The sequence below is a fragment of the Lacticaseibacillus sp. YLM2-1 genome (genome assembly GCF_056583465.1).
Genome location: NZ_CM152617.1, coordinates 624461 through 641827, shown reverse-complemented (window position 1 = coordinate 641827; position 17367 = coordinate 624461). Strand labels below are relative to the sequence as shown.

The window sequence follows — 17367 nt, the reverse complement described above, 5'->3', positions numbered from 1 at the left end:
TTCACGATTTTCTCGCTAAACAACCTTTCGTGAACCCAAACAAGCACCGCACCTTTCCGCAACTAAATTTCCGCTATAACGCGTTCGTCAGACCAGCAACCGGTCTGGCTCGCGCTCACTAACTGAGGAGGATTTCTTTTATGACAACAACAATCATCGGCTACCCACGCATTGGCGAACATCGCGAGCTTAAATTTGCGACCCAGAAGTATTTCAAACATCAAATCACAGCACAGGAATTACAGGAACAAGTGAAAGCCCTGCGGCAGCATAACTGGGAAACTGTTCAAGCGGCCGGCATTGACCAGATTCCGACTGGCGATTTTTCCTTCTTCGATAACACCTTGGATGTTGCCAACTTGTTGAATATCGTGCCAAAGCGATATCAAGCGCTGGGTCTGTCGCCGCTGGACACCTATTTTGCCCAGGCGCGCGGTTATCAAGGCGAGGCTGGTGATGTCAAAGCTTTGGCAATGAAAAAATGGTTCAACACCAACTATCATTATCTGGTTCCTGAATTCGATCAGGACACACAAATTAAAGTGACAGACTGGCAACTATTTGACCAGTTTGAAGAAGCAAAAGCATTAGGTATCAATGCGCGCCCGACCTTGGTTGGTCCATACACGTTACTAAAGTTATCACGGTTCATTGATGTCACCCCAGATGATTTTGTAACAGATTTAATTGCTGCATACACCGACATTATCGGACGCTTGCATGCTGCTGGTGCTGAGTGGATTCAGGTGGACGAGCCGGCCTTGGTCTATGACCAGACGGACGCTGACCTCGCCTTGTTCGAACGGCTGTACACCCCACTTCTGGCTCAAAAGCAAAGCGCCAAAGTGTTAGTCCAAACGTATTTTGGCGATTTGACCGACTCATTTGATCGCATCAGTAAGTTGCCATTTGACGGTTTTGGGCTTGATTTTGTTGAAGGCCATGCCAACCTTGATCTTCTGAAAACGCAAGGCTTCCCTGCAGGCGCAACTCTTTTTGCCGGTATCATTAATGGCAAGAACATCTGGCGCACACATTATGCCGATGCCTTAGCAACCATTAAAACGCTGGCAAAGATCACAGATAAGCTGGTGTTAAGCACCTCAACCTCCTTGTTGCATGTGCCATACACCTTACGCAATGAAACTCATTTAAAGCCTGAGGAAAAACAATACCTCGCATTTGCTGAAGAAAAGCTCAGTGAACTGCACGAATTGGATGCTATCTTCGAAACCGGTGCTGATCACAAAGCCTATCAAGCCAACGTCGCTTTGTTCAGCAAGCCCCGGTACGCAGAAAATAAGGCATTGAATGAAAAGATTGCTGCCTTAACTCCGGCCGACTACACGCGGACGCCGGAACGGAAAACCCGGTTGGCGATTCAAGCTAAGGCGTTCAAGCTGCCGCTATTGCCAACAACAACGATCGGCTCGTTCCCGCAAACCGCTGAAGTACGACGCAATCGGGCAAAACTTCGCCGGCATGAAATCACTGAAGAACAATACACCGCCTTCAATCACAAAGAAGAAATCGAATGGATCAGATTCCAAGAGGAAATCGGACTTGATGTTCTTGTTCATGGTGAATTCGAACGAAATGACATGGTTGAATATTTTGGTGAAAACTTTGGCGGTTTCCGCTTCACGGACAACGGCTGGGTGCAAAGTTATGGTACGCGCGGTGTGAAACCACCCATTATCTGGGGTGATGTTTATCGCACCAAGCCGATCACCGTTGCTGAAACTGTCTTTGCCCAAAGTCAAACCGACCACCTCGTTAAGGGGATGCTCACCGGTCCAGTCACCATCTACAACTGGTCCTTCCCGCGTGAAGATCTGAGCCAAAAGACGAGCGTTGAACAAATTGCATTGGCTTTGGAAGATGAAGTACTTGATCTTGAAAAGCATGGCATCAAGATTATCCAAATCGACGAACCGGCTTTGCGAGAAAACTTGCCGTTGCGCAAGAAAGATTGGTACCCGAAGTATCTCGATTGGGCAGTACCAGCTTTTCGGTTAGTCGGCAGCAAGGTCAAGCCTGAAACACAGATTCACACCCATATGTGCTATTCGCAGTTCGGTGATATCATCAAGGCGATTGACGACCTCGATGCCGATGTCATCTCGTTTGAAGCGGCCCGTTCCGACTTCAGTCTCTTGGACATCCTTAAGGCAACCCATTTTCAGACTCATGTTGGTCCTGGTGTTTATGACATCCATTCCCCACGGATTCCTTCAAAGGACGAAATTGTGCACATCATCCACGAAATTCTGAAACGTCTGCCTGCCGATCATGTTTGGATCAATCCTGACTGTGGCCTCAAGACTCGTGATGTCCCAGAAACCAAGGCCAGCCTCATCAACATGGTGGCAGCGGCTAAACAAGTACGTAAGGAACTCACTCATGAAAATCAACCAGTGCTTTAAAGATCATCAAGTCATCTCATTTGAAGTTTTCCCCCCGCGCAAAAATGCGAGCAATATTGCTTTGACTCCGATTCTCAACACCCTCGATGCGGTCAAAGAAGCCGATCCTGACTTCGTTTCCGTAACCTTCGGTGCCAATGGCAACAAGCCTCACATGGGGACACTCGAAGTTGCCAAACTGATTAAAGATGAGTTTGATATGGAACCCGTGGCCCATCTGCCAGCCGCTCAACTCACCCGAGAACAGGTAGATGCAGAACTGCGCGGTTTTCAAGATGCTGGCATTGACAACATCCTTGCTTTACGCGGTGACATACCCAAAAGCGGCCGCGTTAGTAACGATTTTCCCTATGCCTGTGATCTGATCGAACACATTCACCAAGTCGGCGACTTCAACGTAGTAGCAGCCTGCTATCCAGAAAAGCATCCTGAATCTCCTGATGTGGTCAGTGATATTCACCATCTAAAAGAAAAAGTCGACTCCGGCGCAAGCCAACTGATCAGTCAACTTTTCTTCGACAATCAGGTTTTTTATCGATTTCGCGAACGAGCACAATTAGCCGGGATCAACGTGCCTATCGAAGCCGGCATTATGCCAGTGATCAATGAACACCAGATCGAACGGATGGCCACCATGGCCGGTGTCAACTTGCCACCAAAATTTGTCGCAATGATGCAGCATTTTTCTGGCAATAAAGAAGCGATGCGTGATGCTGGTATTGCCTACGCGATTGATCAAATTGTCGATTTGCTGGTGCATGGCGTTGATGGGATCCATATCTACACGATGGACAATCCAACCGTCGTCAAGCGCATTGCTGCTGCGACTCAGACGATTCGGAATGCTTAATTCAGCTTGATTCTTTCTATTAAATGGTCACGGCACGATGCCGAGGCCATTTTGTTTTATGGAGGTGACTGCTTTTGGGTTCGTGTTTAAAGGAGGGCGTGATGGGTCTCATAACGCCTTGGTCAGACCAGAAACCTACGTATAAGGACCTCAATCCTAAGTGGCCAAAGATCGGTCTACTTGTGCGACTCCGAAACGCGTTCGCCAGACCAGAAACCTACGTGTAAGGACCCTGAACGCAATGACCAAAAACCGGTCATCACGTTCAGGCCCACTTACACTCCGGTTTCTAACCGGTCTGGCTCACGCTCTTGTTGACAAGACACCTAAAATTGCGCATTCTCATTATTAACAACTATCTTTTCAGAAAGGATTCGTGCTGTGAACACAAAAAGTCTGATCATCAGTCAAGATCTTTGTGGTGTGGGTCAAGTCTCGATGAGCGTGGCGCTGCCGTTAGCGGCTGGGCTGGGGTTGACACCGTATGTTTTGCCTACCGCACTGCTGTCTAGTCATACTGGCGGACTAGGCGCCAATACTTATCTTGATCTTAGCGCCGAAATGCCGGGGATTCTCAAGCACTGGCAACAACTGCAACTGCAGCCTGATGGCATTTACCTTGGTTATCTTGGTCAAAAGGCGGCCGACCAATGGGATCGTTGGCTGCCTAAATTTCATGCCCCGCTCGTGTTGATCGATCCCGTCATGGCCGATAACGGCAAACTTTACAAGGGATTTGATGCTGCTTATGTGGCGACCATGCAACAGTTGGCGCATCGGGCAACTGTCTTGACGCCCAACATCACCGAAGCTCAGCTGCTTTTGGATGAAAAGCCGACAACGCTCACCGATCCTTCTGCCGTCACGGCTTTGGCGAAACGCCTGCATGCCCAATTTGACAGCGCCGTTCTCATCACCGGCGTGCCTTTTCACAAACAAATTGCGGTGGTCGGCATCGATGCATCCGGTACCACGCTGGCCTTGGCTCAGCCAAAAGAAACGGGTCATTATTTTGGCACTGGCGATCTTTTTGCTGCTGCCTTGGCAACGGGTTTGTTAAAAGGCCAAAACTTGCGGCAAGCGGCCGCAACTGGCATGGTTGCCGCCCGGCTTGCGATCAAGGCCACGCTTGCCACTGATGCCGATCCAAAGTACGGCCTGAATCTGGCTGGCGTCATTCCTGCGCTAAGCAAACAACTGCCATAAACTGCCACATACCGTGCATTACTATCAATATTTTGGAGGCGATTACGATGCAAACATCCCATAATACGTTAAAGAATATTATTTTCACCGGTCTATTTGCTGCCATTATCTTCATTGGCATTTCACTCTTACGGATTCCAATTCCGGCAATGGTTGGTCGGCCATTCATCCACTTTGGTAATCCTTTAATGGTGCTTGCCATTCTTTTCCTAGGTGGCCGCTTAGGTGGTTTGGCCGCTGTCATCGGTTTGGGCGGGTTTGATCTGCTGAACGGCTATGCGGCTACCTCATGGTTGACTGCCCTTGAAGCCATTGTGATGGCCATCGTTGTCAGCGCTTTGGTCAAAGCCTTTAAGCATAACGATCAACCGCGCAATATCATCATAATTGGTATTCTCGCAGGCCTGACAAAAATCGTCACTTCTTATCTCACTGGGGTTGTTGAGGCGCTTATGGTCGGTAGCGTTTTCAAGGCAGCCGTGGTCGGTGCCTTCCTGAGTTTGCCTGCCACCGTGATCAATTCAATTGCAACGGCCATTATCGTGCCAGTATTATATTTTATTCTTAGGCCACTCTTTCGCCGGTTCACAAACTGACCGATTTTTCGTTTTTTATTTGGCTCTCGTTTGGCCTAGTCCATTAAATTAGCGAACCTCTTAACATCACATTGTCTCTCGTGATGTTTTTTATTGTCGCCAAAAAGCGTTATTCAAAAGTTGTTTCTCTATACAACAATAATCTTTTCTGTCATAATCGGCCCAAAGAAGTATGCAGACAAGCGCGTTTCATTTCTTGCTGACACCTTTTTAGACGCGTACCTACTCAACCCTACAAGAGGAGGCCTATCATGGCAGAACCAATCGTAACACTCAGCCACATCCAGAAAAGTTTCGGATCCAAGGAGGTTTTAAAAGATCTCAACTTTACGATTTCTCCAGGAAGCATTGTTGGTTACATCGGTCCTAATGGTGCAGGGAAAAGCACGACAGTTAAAATGATGCTCGGTTTGATGCAACCAGACGGCGGCACCATTGAGCTGTTTGGTCAGCCAATCAAACCCAACGACCCGAGTTATAAACGGCGGATTGGCTATGTGCCTGAAAGTGCCGACGTGTTTGACGCCTTGACTGCTCGTGAATATTTAAGCTTGATTGGCCAACTTTACGGACTCAGCGCTGCCGATGCTGAACAAAAGGCCTTTGCACTGGCGGATCTTGTGAATTTGCGGGAGGCTTTTGATCGGCGCATTTCATCATATTCAAAGGGGATGCGCCAACTGATTTTGATTATCGCCAGCCTGCTACACAATCCCGACATTCTTTTTTGGGACGAGCCGTTAAACGGCCTGGATGCCAACACCGTGCTTGTCATTGAAGAAGTGCTACAGGATTTGCGGGATCGTGGTAAAACCATTTTTTATTCCAGCCATATTCTCGATGTTGTTCAGAAGTTGTCAGACCGCATCATCGTGCTGAATGACGGTATGGTCGTTGCTGACGGCCCCTTCAAGTCCATTGCCAAGGAAGCCGACACCAACCTGCAACAGCTCTTCAACGATCTAACCGGCTTTGCCGAACACGGTCAAAAGGCACAAAGTTTCGTGGATATCGTGACTGGCGGTGAATCCCATGAAACTATTTAAAAAGACGTCCCTAGACACCGCTGATCCAACTGATACAGCCGCGTTGCCTTTGCCGAAAACATTTGCATGGCTCGCGCGCTTTAGGCCCTTATTGGAAAAACGTGGTATTCAGTTTGATCAGTTGCGGCTAATCCTTGCGACTAAGGGTCTCTTGGCCGCTCGTGAATCTAGCGGCTTAGGCAGTATGTTCAATAAACGCAAACGTGGTCAAGACGCAAGCATCAAAACCGCCTTTTTATGGAATCTCTTCTTTGGCCTGATTTTAGGGCTGCTTATGTTTCTCCCGACCTCAATTCTCACGACCTTTACCCTTTTCATGACGATTCAACTACTCACGAGTTTTCTCGCTATTTTGACCACTTACTCAAGCCTGATTCTTGATCCCCGCGACCGAAGTGTTTTTGCCTCCCGAGGCGTCAATGATCAAACATTAAGTTTTGCGCGGTTGATCAATATTTGCTTCTATCTGGGCATGACGTTGCTGGCAATAGGCGGGCCTGGACTCGTCATGGCCGGTATCCATTATGGCCCAGTCGTGGCACTTGGCGGTCTCATCGGTTTGCTGCTGAGCGGCGTGTTAAGTCTGGTCATGGCGCTTTTTGTTTACTTGCTAGTCTTGCGCTTTTTTGATGGCGAACGATTGCGCAACATGCTAAATTTAGTGCAGATCTTACTGATGATTGGTATCTACGTTGGTGGTCAGCTGCCTAACTTGCTGCCGCGTTCCATGTCGCTTTTCGGCATGTCCATCAGCGGTCAGTTTAATTGGCTTTTCTTACCAGCTGTCCCCGCTTGGTTCGTTGGTCTGCCCATGTTGTTTGCAGGACAGGTAACGGTATTAAGTCTGACGCTCACCGCGTTAAGTGTCGTCGTCCCAATCGCCTTGACCCTTATCTTTCTACATTTTTCTGGTGTGTTTGAAGCCTATCTAGAAAAATTGAACCAAGGCGATGCCCGCACGCGTAAACTTGGTTGGTGGTTCCGCGGCGTGAGTGCTCTGCTGACTCGTCCTGGTGAAGAACGGACATACTTCACTTTAGGGTGGCGTGTGCTAGGCAGCGAACGCGATTATAAACTGCGGGTCTATCCGCAGTTAGCTTATGGCATTATTCTACCGCTGATCTTTGTTGGCGGTGGACTGCGCGACATGCCATTTAGCTCGGCGAAGCATTTTATTGCCTACGCTGGCATCGGCGTCATTGTGGCGTTGGCTCCCGCTTTGGTTAATCTGCGGTTTTCGAGTCAACCTCAAGCCATGGCAATCTTCCAGTATGTGCCTTTTACGACCCACGGCTTGCTACTGCGCGGGGTAGTCAAGGCCATGTTCGCTCGATTATTCTTACCACCGCTATTGTTCATTACCATTTTGACCACTGCGCTTGGCGGCTTTGATGCCTTGTTGGCCGGCATTGCCGTGATCATTTTCACCTATGGCATGACGTTAATGATGGGATGGCCGCTGGTTGGCAGTCAATTTCCATTTGCTAGTGTGTATTCAGCTAATGCCAACTTCAGCGGTGGCGCGCTTGGCTTTGCCAGTATCTTTTTTGGCGTCATCGTTGCCATGATCGTCATCGGCATCGGCGGCTTCCTTGGCGGCTGGCTCTTCCCACTCGGCCTCATTGTCTTGGGACTAACGCTAGGCATGTTGCTTGGGCATTTCTATCGCACCAACCTGCGCTACGAATTAAAAATTAAGACGACTCAGGAATGAGTCAAAGAGGCAGTCATTCTTCAATGAATGGCTGCCTCTTTTTAGGCACTTGCATCGCAACTTCAAGACACGCCATCAGGAAGCTTGATCGATATTGCACGAACTAGCCAACCCTAGTTTTTTTGCGTAGAATGGCTTGGACAGTCTTACTTCGAAAGGATCCCACCATGCCACGCACTGAAGCTCATCTCGCTCGCCATACCAACCAAAAACTAAAAGGTGTTTCTTTCGCCGTTATCGGGGCTATTTTTTGGGGTGCCAGCGGTATTTTCACTCAAACACTATTTACCGATGCGGGAGTAAAGCCGCTGTGGCTGGTTGGCATTCGCTTGTTTTTCGCTGGTCTCCTACTTTTGCTTTGGAGCGGCGTGCAAGAACCGCGGATGTTCCTTGCAATTTGGAAAAACCGCCACGATGCTATACTAATGATCGTGTTCGCCTTTTTGGGCATGGTACCGTCACAACTAACCTACTTTTTAGCAATTAATGCAGGTAATGCTGCAACAGCAACGATATTGCAGTTCCTGGGGCCGGTTTTCATCTTGCTTTATGTGGCATTTGCAACTCACCAAATGCCGCGGCGAATTGACTTTGTCAGTATCACTTTGGCGCTAATTGGCACCTATTTGCTGGTTACCCGCGGTCATCTGACAGGGTTAAGTCTTGCGCCGGCCGCTGTTTTCTGGGGCATTATGGCAGGTGTCAGTCAGGCGCTATACACGTTGCTTCCGCGCACGTTACTGGCCAAATATGACGCTCGAGCGGTCACCGGTTGGTCCATGCTCTTGGGGAGCTTGCCATTTTTACCGCAATACGTGCTGCATCCCAATCCGCTACTAACTTTACCTGATTTTGGTGCCATTGCCTTCGTGATCGTATTCGGCACGATGTTCGCTTACTTGCTGGTGTTGGGCAGCCTCAACTACATCTCGCCAGTCGCCACGGGCATGTTGAGTGCCTTCGAACCGTTGACTGCCACCACTCTAGCCGTCACCCGCTTGCACATCGCGTTCGGACCGGCCGAGTGGCTAGGCGGCATCTTAATCATTTTGAACACACTCCTTCAAGCATTGCCGTTTAACAAAATTCACCACGTTCAGCAACGATTAACTCGGCAATTTTCACAGAAAACTAAATCATAGCCAATAAAAAATGGTTCTGAAACATAAGACTGACTTATGTTTCGGAACCATTTTTGTTGTTTCTCAAGCAACTTACTATTTCGGCGCATTCGTCAACAGCCAAGTAGCCGTGGCCTGATATTGGCCAGCCTTAGCAGTCGCTGTTGGTTCAATGCCTAGGTAGGCCGCTACATTACCGGTTTGAGTGCCTAGCGACCAATCTGTCCCACCAGCCACCATATTTTTCACCGGTGTCGCGTTGTTATTATCCTTGATAGCGGCAATTTGCGCTGTCTGATCTGTCAGAACCAACGTTGCCTTGCCGCCTAATTTGTTCCCATTATCGCCTAGCACATAGCTATTATCAGTTAATGTAAAAGGCGATAGTTGCATCGTCAAATGCCAGCCTTGCTTGGTTGGCCGCGTATCTTTCACGCTCAACACCTTGCCTGTCGAATTGGTCGGTTCGCGGCCTTGCTGATTCGTCAGCCACTGATCTGCATTCGCCTGATCCCAATTAGTGGCCGTTGGCGTTGGCAGTCCCTTGACCATCTCCATCACGGTCGGATTACGATAACCGGTTTGACCATTCTTCAATTCGAAGACAAAACTCGGCACTTTCTCTAACACGAGTTCACCTGTTTCGGGATCAAGAATATAAGCGAGAAAATCTTTGCCCGCAGGTGTCTTCAGATCATAAGTCTGGCCATCCCCTGTGACCGTCCCAATCGGTTTATCCTGAACCGGTGTCGTTTGCACCAGACCGTGATGCTTGACTTTGGCCGGAAGCGAAAACTTCACCGTTGCCGTTGTCCCTTTTGGCACCTGAGGCATATTGGTGACAACAATCTGATTGCCGTCTGGTTGAATCTTCCCCTGCGCCTGATAATCCGTATTGCCTATCGTGACTTTGATGGGCAACGTATCGCCCGGTTTGGCGGGCGTCCCATCAGCCTTCAGATAGTCAAAATATTTTCCTTTTGGCACGTTCATCGTTGCTGTTCCGCTTTCCGGCCAGGTTGCCTGACTGGTTGCCTTCACGTTCACGGTGTAATCATAGTGCAGCACATCGTCCACTTTTAGATGAGTTGTTGCCTCTACCGTTTCGGCTCCGCGCATCAAGGCGACTGTGCCATTTACGGTCGCGGCTTCAGGCATGGCACCGATTGCGACGACATGCGGTTCAAAAACGTTACTTGTCGTGCCGGTAAAACCTAGATACAACTTTCTCGGCGCGGGATCGGTTGAACCTTGTGAAAAGTATTTTTGAATATCATTTTTGGTCCACTTAATCACCTCTGTGGCATAGTCTGGATCTTTTGTGCGAGTGATCGTCATTTTTGCGGTTAATGTGCCGCCACCGAGGTTATCTTTTTTCCAATCGAGTTGCAGTTTATGCCATTTACCATTGGCAGGCGTTTCATACAAATTCTTCTGTGTTCCCAGTCCAAAGCGGTATTGTTCAGATGGATTGTCGATCTTAAAATACAGCCAAGTCATCCAATAAGGATAGTCAATTCGGTACATATTTGCTTGTCCTGGATAACCAGTACCAAAGTAGTAAGACTTAAAATCACTCAGTTGTTCATAACCGCCGGGATCCCCTGTCCCATTTTTTTGTGTATCCACCACCATGGCAAAACTATTGGGTAACGCTGTATCGGCGACTTCTTGCGGCTTACTATTAGGCGGAAGATGGTCAACCCCCCAAACGCCTAACGACCCAGTATCAACCTTTGTGGGGGCCGCTGGTTTCGCAGCAAGCACAAAGGCCATGCCTTCTCCACTTTTTGGCTTGTTGCCCATATAAAAGTACATCGTATACGAACTATCCTTATCCAAATCAAACATCGGCGCCTTACTCCAAATTGCTCCTGACCGATTTGCTTGATCCTTGTTAATCTCAAGCCCGACTGCATGTCCGCTGGTCGGATCCGTCAATAAACTTGAGTCACCCATCGTTGGTGAAAAGAGGCCGTCCACGTCACCAAATGACGGCGGTGCTGGATAGCCGGAAGTCGTCGGCCACGTGACGGCCACGCCAACACTCGTCACAGGCGCCAGCAGGGTACACAACAGCATGCCGAGACAAGCTAGCAGATAGCATCGTTTTTTCATCAGAACGCCTCCTTTCGCAAGTAGTCCGGTTGCAAGGTGGCATTGACACCTAACCGCACTTGAAAATCAATTGCACCTCATTTTTCGCTACAGTCTTCAGCGAGTAATCAGGTCCACCCATCTCACTTCCGGCTCCCCCAAAAGTTAGTCCTCAAAAGTTTGTTCTAACCCTTTGGTGCATTGCTCAGTGTCCAAGTAATGGCGCCTTGATACCTGCCCTTGGCAATGGTGACGTTGGTGTTTGTCGCCACTAACGTCAGTGCCGTTCCGGTACCAATTGTGGCCTGATTATCGCCTTGTCCTTGTCCCGGCTTAGCCCCCGTCTCAGCATCGGCCTGCCAAACAACGGTTGAACTCACAGAGGTGTTGTCTTTGGCAAAATTCAGCCGCGGCACATTGCTGCCGGCAGGATTAATCGGGTTGATATCGGGATTGCTCGCGGTAAGCTGTGACCCAACCAAATCAACATACCCCGCCAAGAAATGCCCTTTGCCATCTGTCATCGCGTCCATTTTTGCTTCAAGTCGCCACCCAGCCCCGGTGCCCCGATAATCAGCAATTTGTAATAGTCCAGTCGCATTGCCGTCATTGGCATTCGTTGCCGTCTTAATCGGTCCCGGATTCACCAGATTGCTTTTCAACGGATGCCGCTGAAAGGACCCACTCACGATTTCATGAACAGAAATACCGCCAAAATTCAAATCCGGCACCTGCTGAATCATGATATTGCCAGCATCAACCGTCAATTGAGCACTGGACTTTTTTGGGCCTAGATCATCTGCGGCCATAACCGACTGGTGCGGCCCGACGAAACCTGCAAGCATCAGGGTGACAAAAGCGATGGCGAAATTAGTCACGATTTTCATCATCGTCCCCCCTGTCTTGTCGTTTAAGCCGCAGTTGAAGACGCAAACTGCTCATCATCAGGAGTGCAAAACCGATCAGCGAATACCAGGTTTGTCCGCCTTCGCTGGTCTGTGGCAAACGATCAACCTGTTGGCGTGGCGGTACCGAAGGCTCTTCCTTTGGTTTTGATACTTCTGTTCCTGGTGCATTATGATCCTTGTCGGGTTTTGGCCGATCGTCAATCACGACGACTTCACCGATGGAGGTCGCCGCTCGCACTTGGTGAGCGGCCATGATCCCTTCACCGAGGACGCCGAACACAATGATCAAACTGATCAAAAAGCGCCATATACTTCGTGTCATCGGTCTCCCCCTTTTCCCTACGTTTGTCATTCCGAGAACTTCATCTGATTAACTCAGTAGTATCGCATCGCCCACAGCTGACGCAAAGCGCTTTTCTTCAAAAAGGGGTCAGCGTGCGATCGCTGCCCCCTTTCTGGTGATATGCGATCCATTAAGACGGTGCGTTGGTCAGCGTCCAAGTGATAGCCGTTTGATACTTGCCGCCGTATGCCGCTGTATTTTGCGATAGCTTCAACACGGTATCTGCCGAAGTAAAGACACCTGTGTTGCGGCCTTGGCCTTGACCACTTGCGGCATTCCATACCTGCACCCCGCTGCCTTCCAAGACCAACTCAGCCTGACTAATAGCAGTTGGATTATTATCAGTCTCGTCGGTTTTCGCAACCCCAGCTAGCAAAAGACTACCAGCCAGTTTTTGTCCAGCCGCATTCTTGAGTTCGCCCGCCTGAGCTTCCAACTTCCAACCGGCACCGGTGCCGCGATAATCAGTGATATTTAACAAACCTTGATTATTCCCATCGCTGGCATTTCCTGCTGGTTCGTTCTTAACCGGTTTGTCAGTAACTGTGTTGCTTGTGAGCGGCAATGTTTGCTGCCCAGTTGCCAGTTGCTCAACACTGACACTCTTGAACTTCAGATCTGGCACCTTGACCAATGACAAAATATCCTTAGACCCATCAGGATTGTCCGGATTGTTAGGATCAGGATTATCTGGATCAACCCCAACTCGAACTTCACCAACAGAGGTTTTCTTGATTGGTTCGTCTGCGGCAAAGACACTTGTGATTGGCAGCATGACCCCTGCAAATGTCATTGCTATTAAACCAGCAGACATGTAGTTAACTCTTTTCATTATTTTATCCTCCTGCTTTTAAAATATGTTTTAATTCCTTATTACAATACTAATAGTATACGAACATTTTTTATATATCAACTATATAGTCCTCATATAACCATAATTCTCTATTAAGTAAACGTATTCAACGTTATTTTTCTCATTTCCGTTTCGTTAGATATGCTATGCGTTCCGACATAACAGATGATCCAAATTAATAATTACTCGTTATTTACACAGTGATAATAAATTTTCAAACGGTGTATCCATCTCAAAAATGGCCATTTATTAAACTTATAAATCACGATTGCAAGTCCCGTATTATCAGCCTTTAATCAATAATTTGAATTAATAATATGATTTTTTGACCTCATGGGCGTTTTAGGATAGTATGCTACTTTTTTACAGTTTTTCAGGCTTATAAAACTTCTAGTTTGCACTGAAACATTTGATCTAGCCACGAAAGGTTGACCATGGCAAGCAATTTTCCTTTGCTTTGCTACTTGGACGATCTTCACACTCGCAACTTTATTCTAGGCAAATCAAAAAGCCGCTTCTCCGAAAAGAAGCGACTTCCTTGTATAGCTCATTAAACAGTCAACTGACACCTGCTAATGGCATCAGCCTAATCTGCTGAATCCGGCGATCAAAACATGAATTGGCATCTCGGAAATCACGGCCAAAACCGCTACCGCCATGGTGATGAGTGTGTGCGAAACCATCCGATTCTTCTTCATCCTAAGACCCCTTTGTCTGTGCTCATGACTGACTTGCCTTTAATCTAAGAGATAAGCACATCATATTCTCATGGTTGCTTCATTTCAAGGAGATCTTGAATTTTTTGACTTATTTCGCTATTACTGCGGGGCGTTTGCTAACGTCCATGTTGCAGTGGAACTGTACTTGCCCGCATGTACAGAAGGCGTTCTCTGTACAGACAGCAGTGCTTGCGTACTGGATGCGGCATCACCAAGTGACCAATTTGGTTCGGTCGTCCCTGCCTGCATTACCTTCACAACACTATCTTGGTTATTATCCTTAATCCTAGTCACTTCGAAATCTGTTTGGCTATTGACATCAAACAGCACCATCTCAGCTTTCCCACCGCCCTTGTCGCCATTATCGCCAAGAACATAATCATCAGCATGTGTGAATGGTGACAGTTTCATCGACAAACGCCAGCCTGGTTTATCTGGACGTGTGTCTTTGACTTCAAGGTACTTGCCAGGTGCAGAGACATTCTGTGAGTTATTGATGAGCCATTTATCGGGTGCTATTTCTGAGCTAGAATTCAGTTTGCCTTGACCAGGAATCCCTGCAATAACATCTGCTACTTCCGGATCAACTGGCTCCGGTTCCCCCACTTTAAGTTTTTGAAAATAAAAGTTTGGCACAACCAGTAAGGACAGTTCGCCTGGATCAAAGGCGGCAATACTATATTTAACGCTGTCGGAATTATCAACCGTGTTTGTTAATTTGTAACTATTACTTGGTGCACCACCTGTTAGATTACCTGCAGCATGAGTCACATACTTAATGGTGGTAGCGTTATGCTTTTGCACCTGCACAGGCAGGCTAAATTTAACAAGCGATTCTGTGTTGTTAGGAAATTCAGGCATATCGGTAATAACGGCCGAGAGATTGTCGCTTTGAACAATCGCATGTGCTGTCTTCGTCTCAGAACCGATCGTCACATTAACTGCCAAATTATCGCCGGGTTTTGCTGGAGCTCCGCCTGAATTCAAGTAATCGAGATATTCTCCTTTTGGCAAGACGATATTTGTAGCCTTCCACGGACGACCATCAATATTATTCACATCAAGCGCGTACTCATACATCAACTTATCGCCGATGTTTAAGGGTTTATCAATAGTGACAGGATCATTACCTTGTTTCAAGGTAACCGTTCCGCTAACTGTATTGAAGTCAGCTAAGCTCTTGATGCCAACAACGTGGGGCTCTGATGCGGCCCCCGTCGCGCTCGTGAAACCCAAGAAAAGTTTCGTGCTGCCGAAGATTGACTGGATTTGTGCATTCGTCCAAGGAATCGAGTAACTGATATTTGTACCTTTTAACTGATACGTCAAGGTGCCACCATTAGCAGATTTTGCCCAGCTAACAACTAAGTTAGACCAGCTTCCATTAGTGACCCGATTGCTCAGGTAATCAGCGCGGTTTTTAAGTCCTGTTCCGGAATCCGTAAAAACCAACTCTGTCCGCCAAAACGGACCACCAATCTTATACATACCCGCCTGACCAGGATAACCAGAACCGATATACTGATCAGTTGACCCAAAGATTGGATAATTGATGGCCTTGTCCATCCCGCTTCTCACTGAGTCAAAGGTTTTTTTTGTGTCAACAACAACGGCAAAACTGTTTTGGGTTCCTGTTGCGGCTACAGAAGCGGAACTAGCACCGCTTGACATTTCTGGCAAACCCCAAATCCCCAATGATGCACCACCATTTCCTGATTTTGTGGGTTTGGTACCGGCCAACGCAAAAGCAAGCCCGTCTGCACCACCAGTTTTATTACCTAAATAAATTTGCATGTCCAATGTGAATTTATCTTTGCTTAGATCAACAAAAGGCGTCTTGCTCCAAACAGAACCGACCTTGCTTGCTTGATCCGCATTCAGTTCAAAGCCGACTTCATCTGTGCCGCTTTTAATTGGGCTCGAATCTGTCGACACCCGATCAAAAAGACCATTCAATCGGGTAAAACTTCCTGTTGCTGGAGCGGGATACGTGCCACTCGGCCAAGTTGCCTCCGCTGCAGCCACTGACTGCAGCGGACCAAGCACCATGCCGAAGATCACCGTGAGGCAAATCATGATAAAGGTTTTCTTTTTCATTTTTTACCTCCCTGCCGTGATCGGCCGCGTAGTAACACGATGCCTAAAATGACAATAATCAGAAGTTCAACCCCAATGACCACGTACCAAAGTTGAACAGCATTGCCGGTTTGCGGCAGATAGCCTGTATGGGTTAGCGGCGTGGCTTGACCATGCTGATCAGTGGTTTGATGATCAACCGGTTCTGGCTTTGGTGTCGGATCAGGTGTTGGCGTTGGGTTAGGATCAGGGTTCGTTGACGGAAGTTCACCAACAAGTTCAACTTGTGCAACAGAAGTGTCTGCCTGAACTTGCTGCGCCTTCGCGCCAACGCCGACCATGAGACTCATTGTCATGAGCAGCATGATCCAAAAACTAGGCTTGTTTCGTCTCATCGGTCTCCCTCCTTTTGCGTCGTTGGCGCCAAATTAACCACAGCAGGATCAAGATCACAAGCGCCAGTATGATCGCAATGATAATCCATAGCCAAGGGGTTTGTGGGGCACGTCCCAGTTTTTCTTCAATGACATCCGCCTGCTGCTGCGTAATCGTAAAGTTCCGGCGCCAATGCCAAGTTTTGTCAGCACCTTTGACTGTTAAATCAAGCGTATAGGTGCCCGGTGCCAGTGCCTCTTTGGAGAAAATGGCGTAGTCAAAATGCGAGTTTGGGGCAAATGACCACCCTTTTTCCGAACGTGTCAGGTAAGGGTCTTTTGAGCCTTGCCGATAAACTTTGCCATCAAGTGTTATCTCGCCAAATAAACGAGGTTTGATATTCTGAATGGTGGCTAAGACGCTGGCCTGATTATCCTGAGTGCCCGGTTTGACATCCATCAGCTTCAATTCTGGTGCCACCTTGGCCTCCGAAGTCTGCAAAACAACTCCGACAAGCATGGCGAACTTGTTGTTAATCGCCATGCCACTGCCGCCGCTTTTATGCACCGTGGGATCTTCAACGTATAAACTGCCGAGAATTTGACCGGTGAAACCCTTTTCAGGAATCTTCACATCAAACGTGACTGGCACTTGTGCCTCAGCACCAACATCAATTGTTTTAGGTGCTTCCGTCAGCCCGGAAAAAGTGTACTCAGCGGACTTGTCTGTGTGTTTATTTGGGTAATAGCCTAACGTACCATTACTTTGAGTGAACGCACTGACCGCACTGACCTTCAACTTTTTAGCACTTTTTGTTGTGTTCTTAACATAAATCAACAGCCGCTGGGTCTCGCCGGGTTTTACCAGCAAATTAAAATAGGTTGATTGATCAATTTGATTTTGCGGCAACGCCGGGCTGATAGTAAAGCCAGCGCCTTCAGCTGCCTGAACCTGATGGGCACCGCCGAACCACAACAAGCTCAGAATTGCCAACAGGCTGAAAATGATTTTCTTTTTCATGGTTCCGCCCCCACAGT

The 17367-nt window shown here is 48.0% G+C and carries 14 protein-coding genes; 7 read left to right on the top strand and 7 right to left on the bottom strand.

Features of this window, described 5'->3' with window-relative positions:
• Positions 1-140 precede the first annotated feature (140 nt).
• The 7 genes from metE to AC07KQ_RS03035 all read left to right on the top strand — a co-directional run bounded on the left by metE (position 141) and on the right by AC07KQ_RS03035 (position 8980).
• Positions 141-2426: a 5-methyltetrahydropteroyltriglutamate--homocysteine S-methyltransferase gene (metE, locus tag AC07KQ_RS03065; RefSeq protein ID WP_013245476.1), complete on the top strand. Its 2286-nt coding sequence runs from the start codon at positions 141-143 to the stop codon at positions 2424-2426.
• Positions 2404-3276: a methylenetetrahydrofolate reductase [NAD(P)H] gene (metF, locus tag AC07KQ_RS03060; RefSeq protein WP_003563579.1), complete on the top strand. Its 873-nt coding sequence runs from the start codon at positions 2404-2406 to the stop codon at positions 3274-3276. Before metE ends, metF begins: the two co-directional genes overlap by 23 nt.
• Positions 3277-3657: 381 nt before the next feature.
• Positions 3658-4482 carry a PfkB family carbohydrate kinase gene (locus AC07KQ_RS03055; RefSeq protein WP_003563577.1) on the top strand — a complete coding sequence of 275 codons (825 nt, stop codon included), beginning with the start codon at positions 3658-3660 and terminating at the stop codon, positions 4480-4482.
• A gap of 47 nt (positions 4483-4529) precedes the next feature.
• Positions 4530-5078, top strand: a complete 549-nt coding sequence (locus AC07KQ_RS03050) for an ECF transporter S component (protein WP_003563576.1) — start codon at positions 4530-4532, stop codon at positions 5076-5078.
• A 251-nt stretch (positions 5079-5329) separates the two neighbouring features.
• Positions 5330-6124, top strand: a complete 795-nt coding sequence (locus AC07KQ_RS03045; protein WP_013245474.1) for an ABC transporter ATP-binding protein — start codon at positions 5330-5332, stop codon at positions 6122-6124.
• Positions 6111-7838 carry an ABC transporter permease gene (locus tag AC07KQ_RS03040; RefSeq protein WP_274990979.1) on the top strand — a complete coding sequence of 576 codons (1728 nt, stop codon included), beginning with the start codon at positions 6111-6113 and terminating at the stop codon, positions 7836-7838. The genes AC07KQ_RS03045 and AC07KQ_RS03040 overlap by 14 nt, the downstream gene beginning before the upstream one ends.
• Before the next feature lie 167 nt (positions 7839-8005).
• Entirely contained in the window at positions 8006-8980 is a 975-nt protein-coding gene (locus AC07KQ_RS03035; protein ID WP_003563571.1) for a DMT family transporter, read from the top strand.
• 75 nt (positions 8981-9055) lie between these two features.
• On the opposite strand, the gene AC07KQ_RS03030 is transcribed toward AC07KQ_RS03035, so the two are convergent.
• From AC07KQ_RS03030 to AC07KQ_RS03000, 7 genes are all read right to left on the bottom strand, one after another.
• Positions 9056-11077 (bottom strand): WxL domain-containing protein, encoded by a 2022-nt coding sequence (locus tag AC07KQ_RS03030; RefSeq protein WP_013245472.1) that lies wholly within the window; start codon positions 11075-11077, stop codon positions 9056-9058.
• 164 nt (positions 11078-11241) lie between these two features.
• Positions 11242-11943, bottom strand: a complete 702-nt coding sequence (locus AC07KQ_RS03025; RefSeq protein WP_013245471.1) for a WxL domain-containing protein — start codon at positions 11941-11943, stop codon at positions 11242-11244.
• Complete coding sequence (locus tag AC07KQ_RS03020; RefSeq protein WP_013245470.1) at positions 11927-12286, bottom strand: LPXTG cell wall anchor domain-containing protein; 360 nt, start codon at positions 12284-12286, stop codon at positions 11927-11929. The genes AC07KQ_RS03025 and AC07KQ_RS03020 overlap by 17 nt, the downstream gene beginning before the upstream one ends.
• 151 nt (positions 12287-12437) lie before the next feature.
• Positions 12438-13139, bottom strand: coding sequence for a WxL domain-containing protein (locus AC07KQ_RS03015; RefSeq protein WP_003583596.1), 702 nt, complete (start codon positions 13137-13139; stop codon positions 12438-12440).
• 839 nt (positions 13140-13978) lie between these two features.
• Positions 13979-15976 (bottom strand): WxL domain-containing protein, encoded by a 1998-nt coding sequence (locus AC07KQ_RS03010; RefSeq protein WP_013245468.1) that lies wholly within the window; start codon positions 15974-15976, stop codon positions 13979-13981.
• Positions 15973-16350 carry an LPXTG cell wall anchor domain-containing protein gene (locus tag AC07KQ_RS03005; RefSeq protein ID WP_003604475.1) on the bottom strand — a complete coding sequence of 126 codons (378 nt, stop codon included), beginning with the start codon at positions 16348-16350 and terminating at the stop codon, positions 15973-15975. The genes AC07KQ_RS03010 and AC07KQ_RS03005 overlap by 4 nt, the downstream gene beginning before the upstream one ends.
• Positions 16331-17350: a WxLIP family cell surface protein gene (locus AC07KQ_RS03000; protein WP_003563532.1), complete on the bottom strand. Its 1020-nt coding sequence runs from the start codon at positions 17348-17350 to the stop codon at positions 16331-16333. Before AC07KQ_RS03000 ends, AC07KQ_RS03005 begins: the two co-directional genes overlap by 20 nt.
• Positions 17351-17367: the final 17 nt, after the last annotated feature.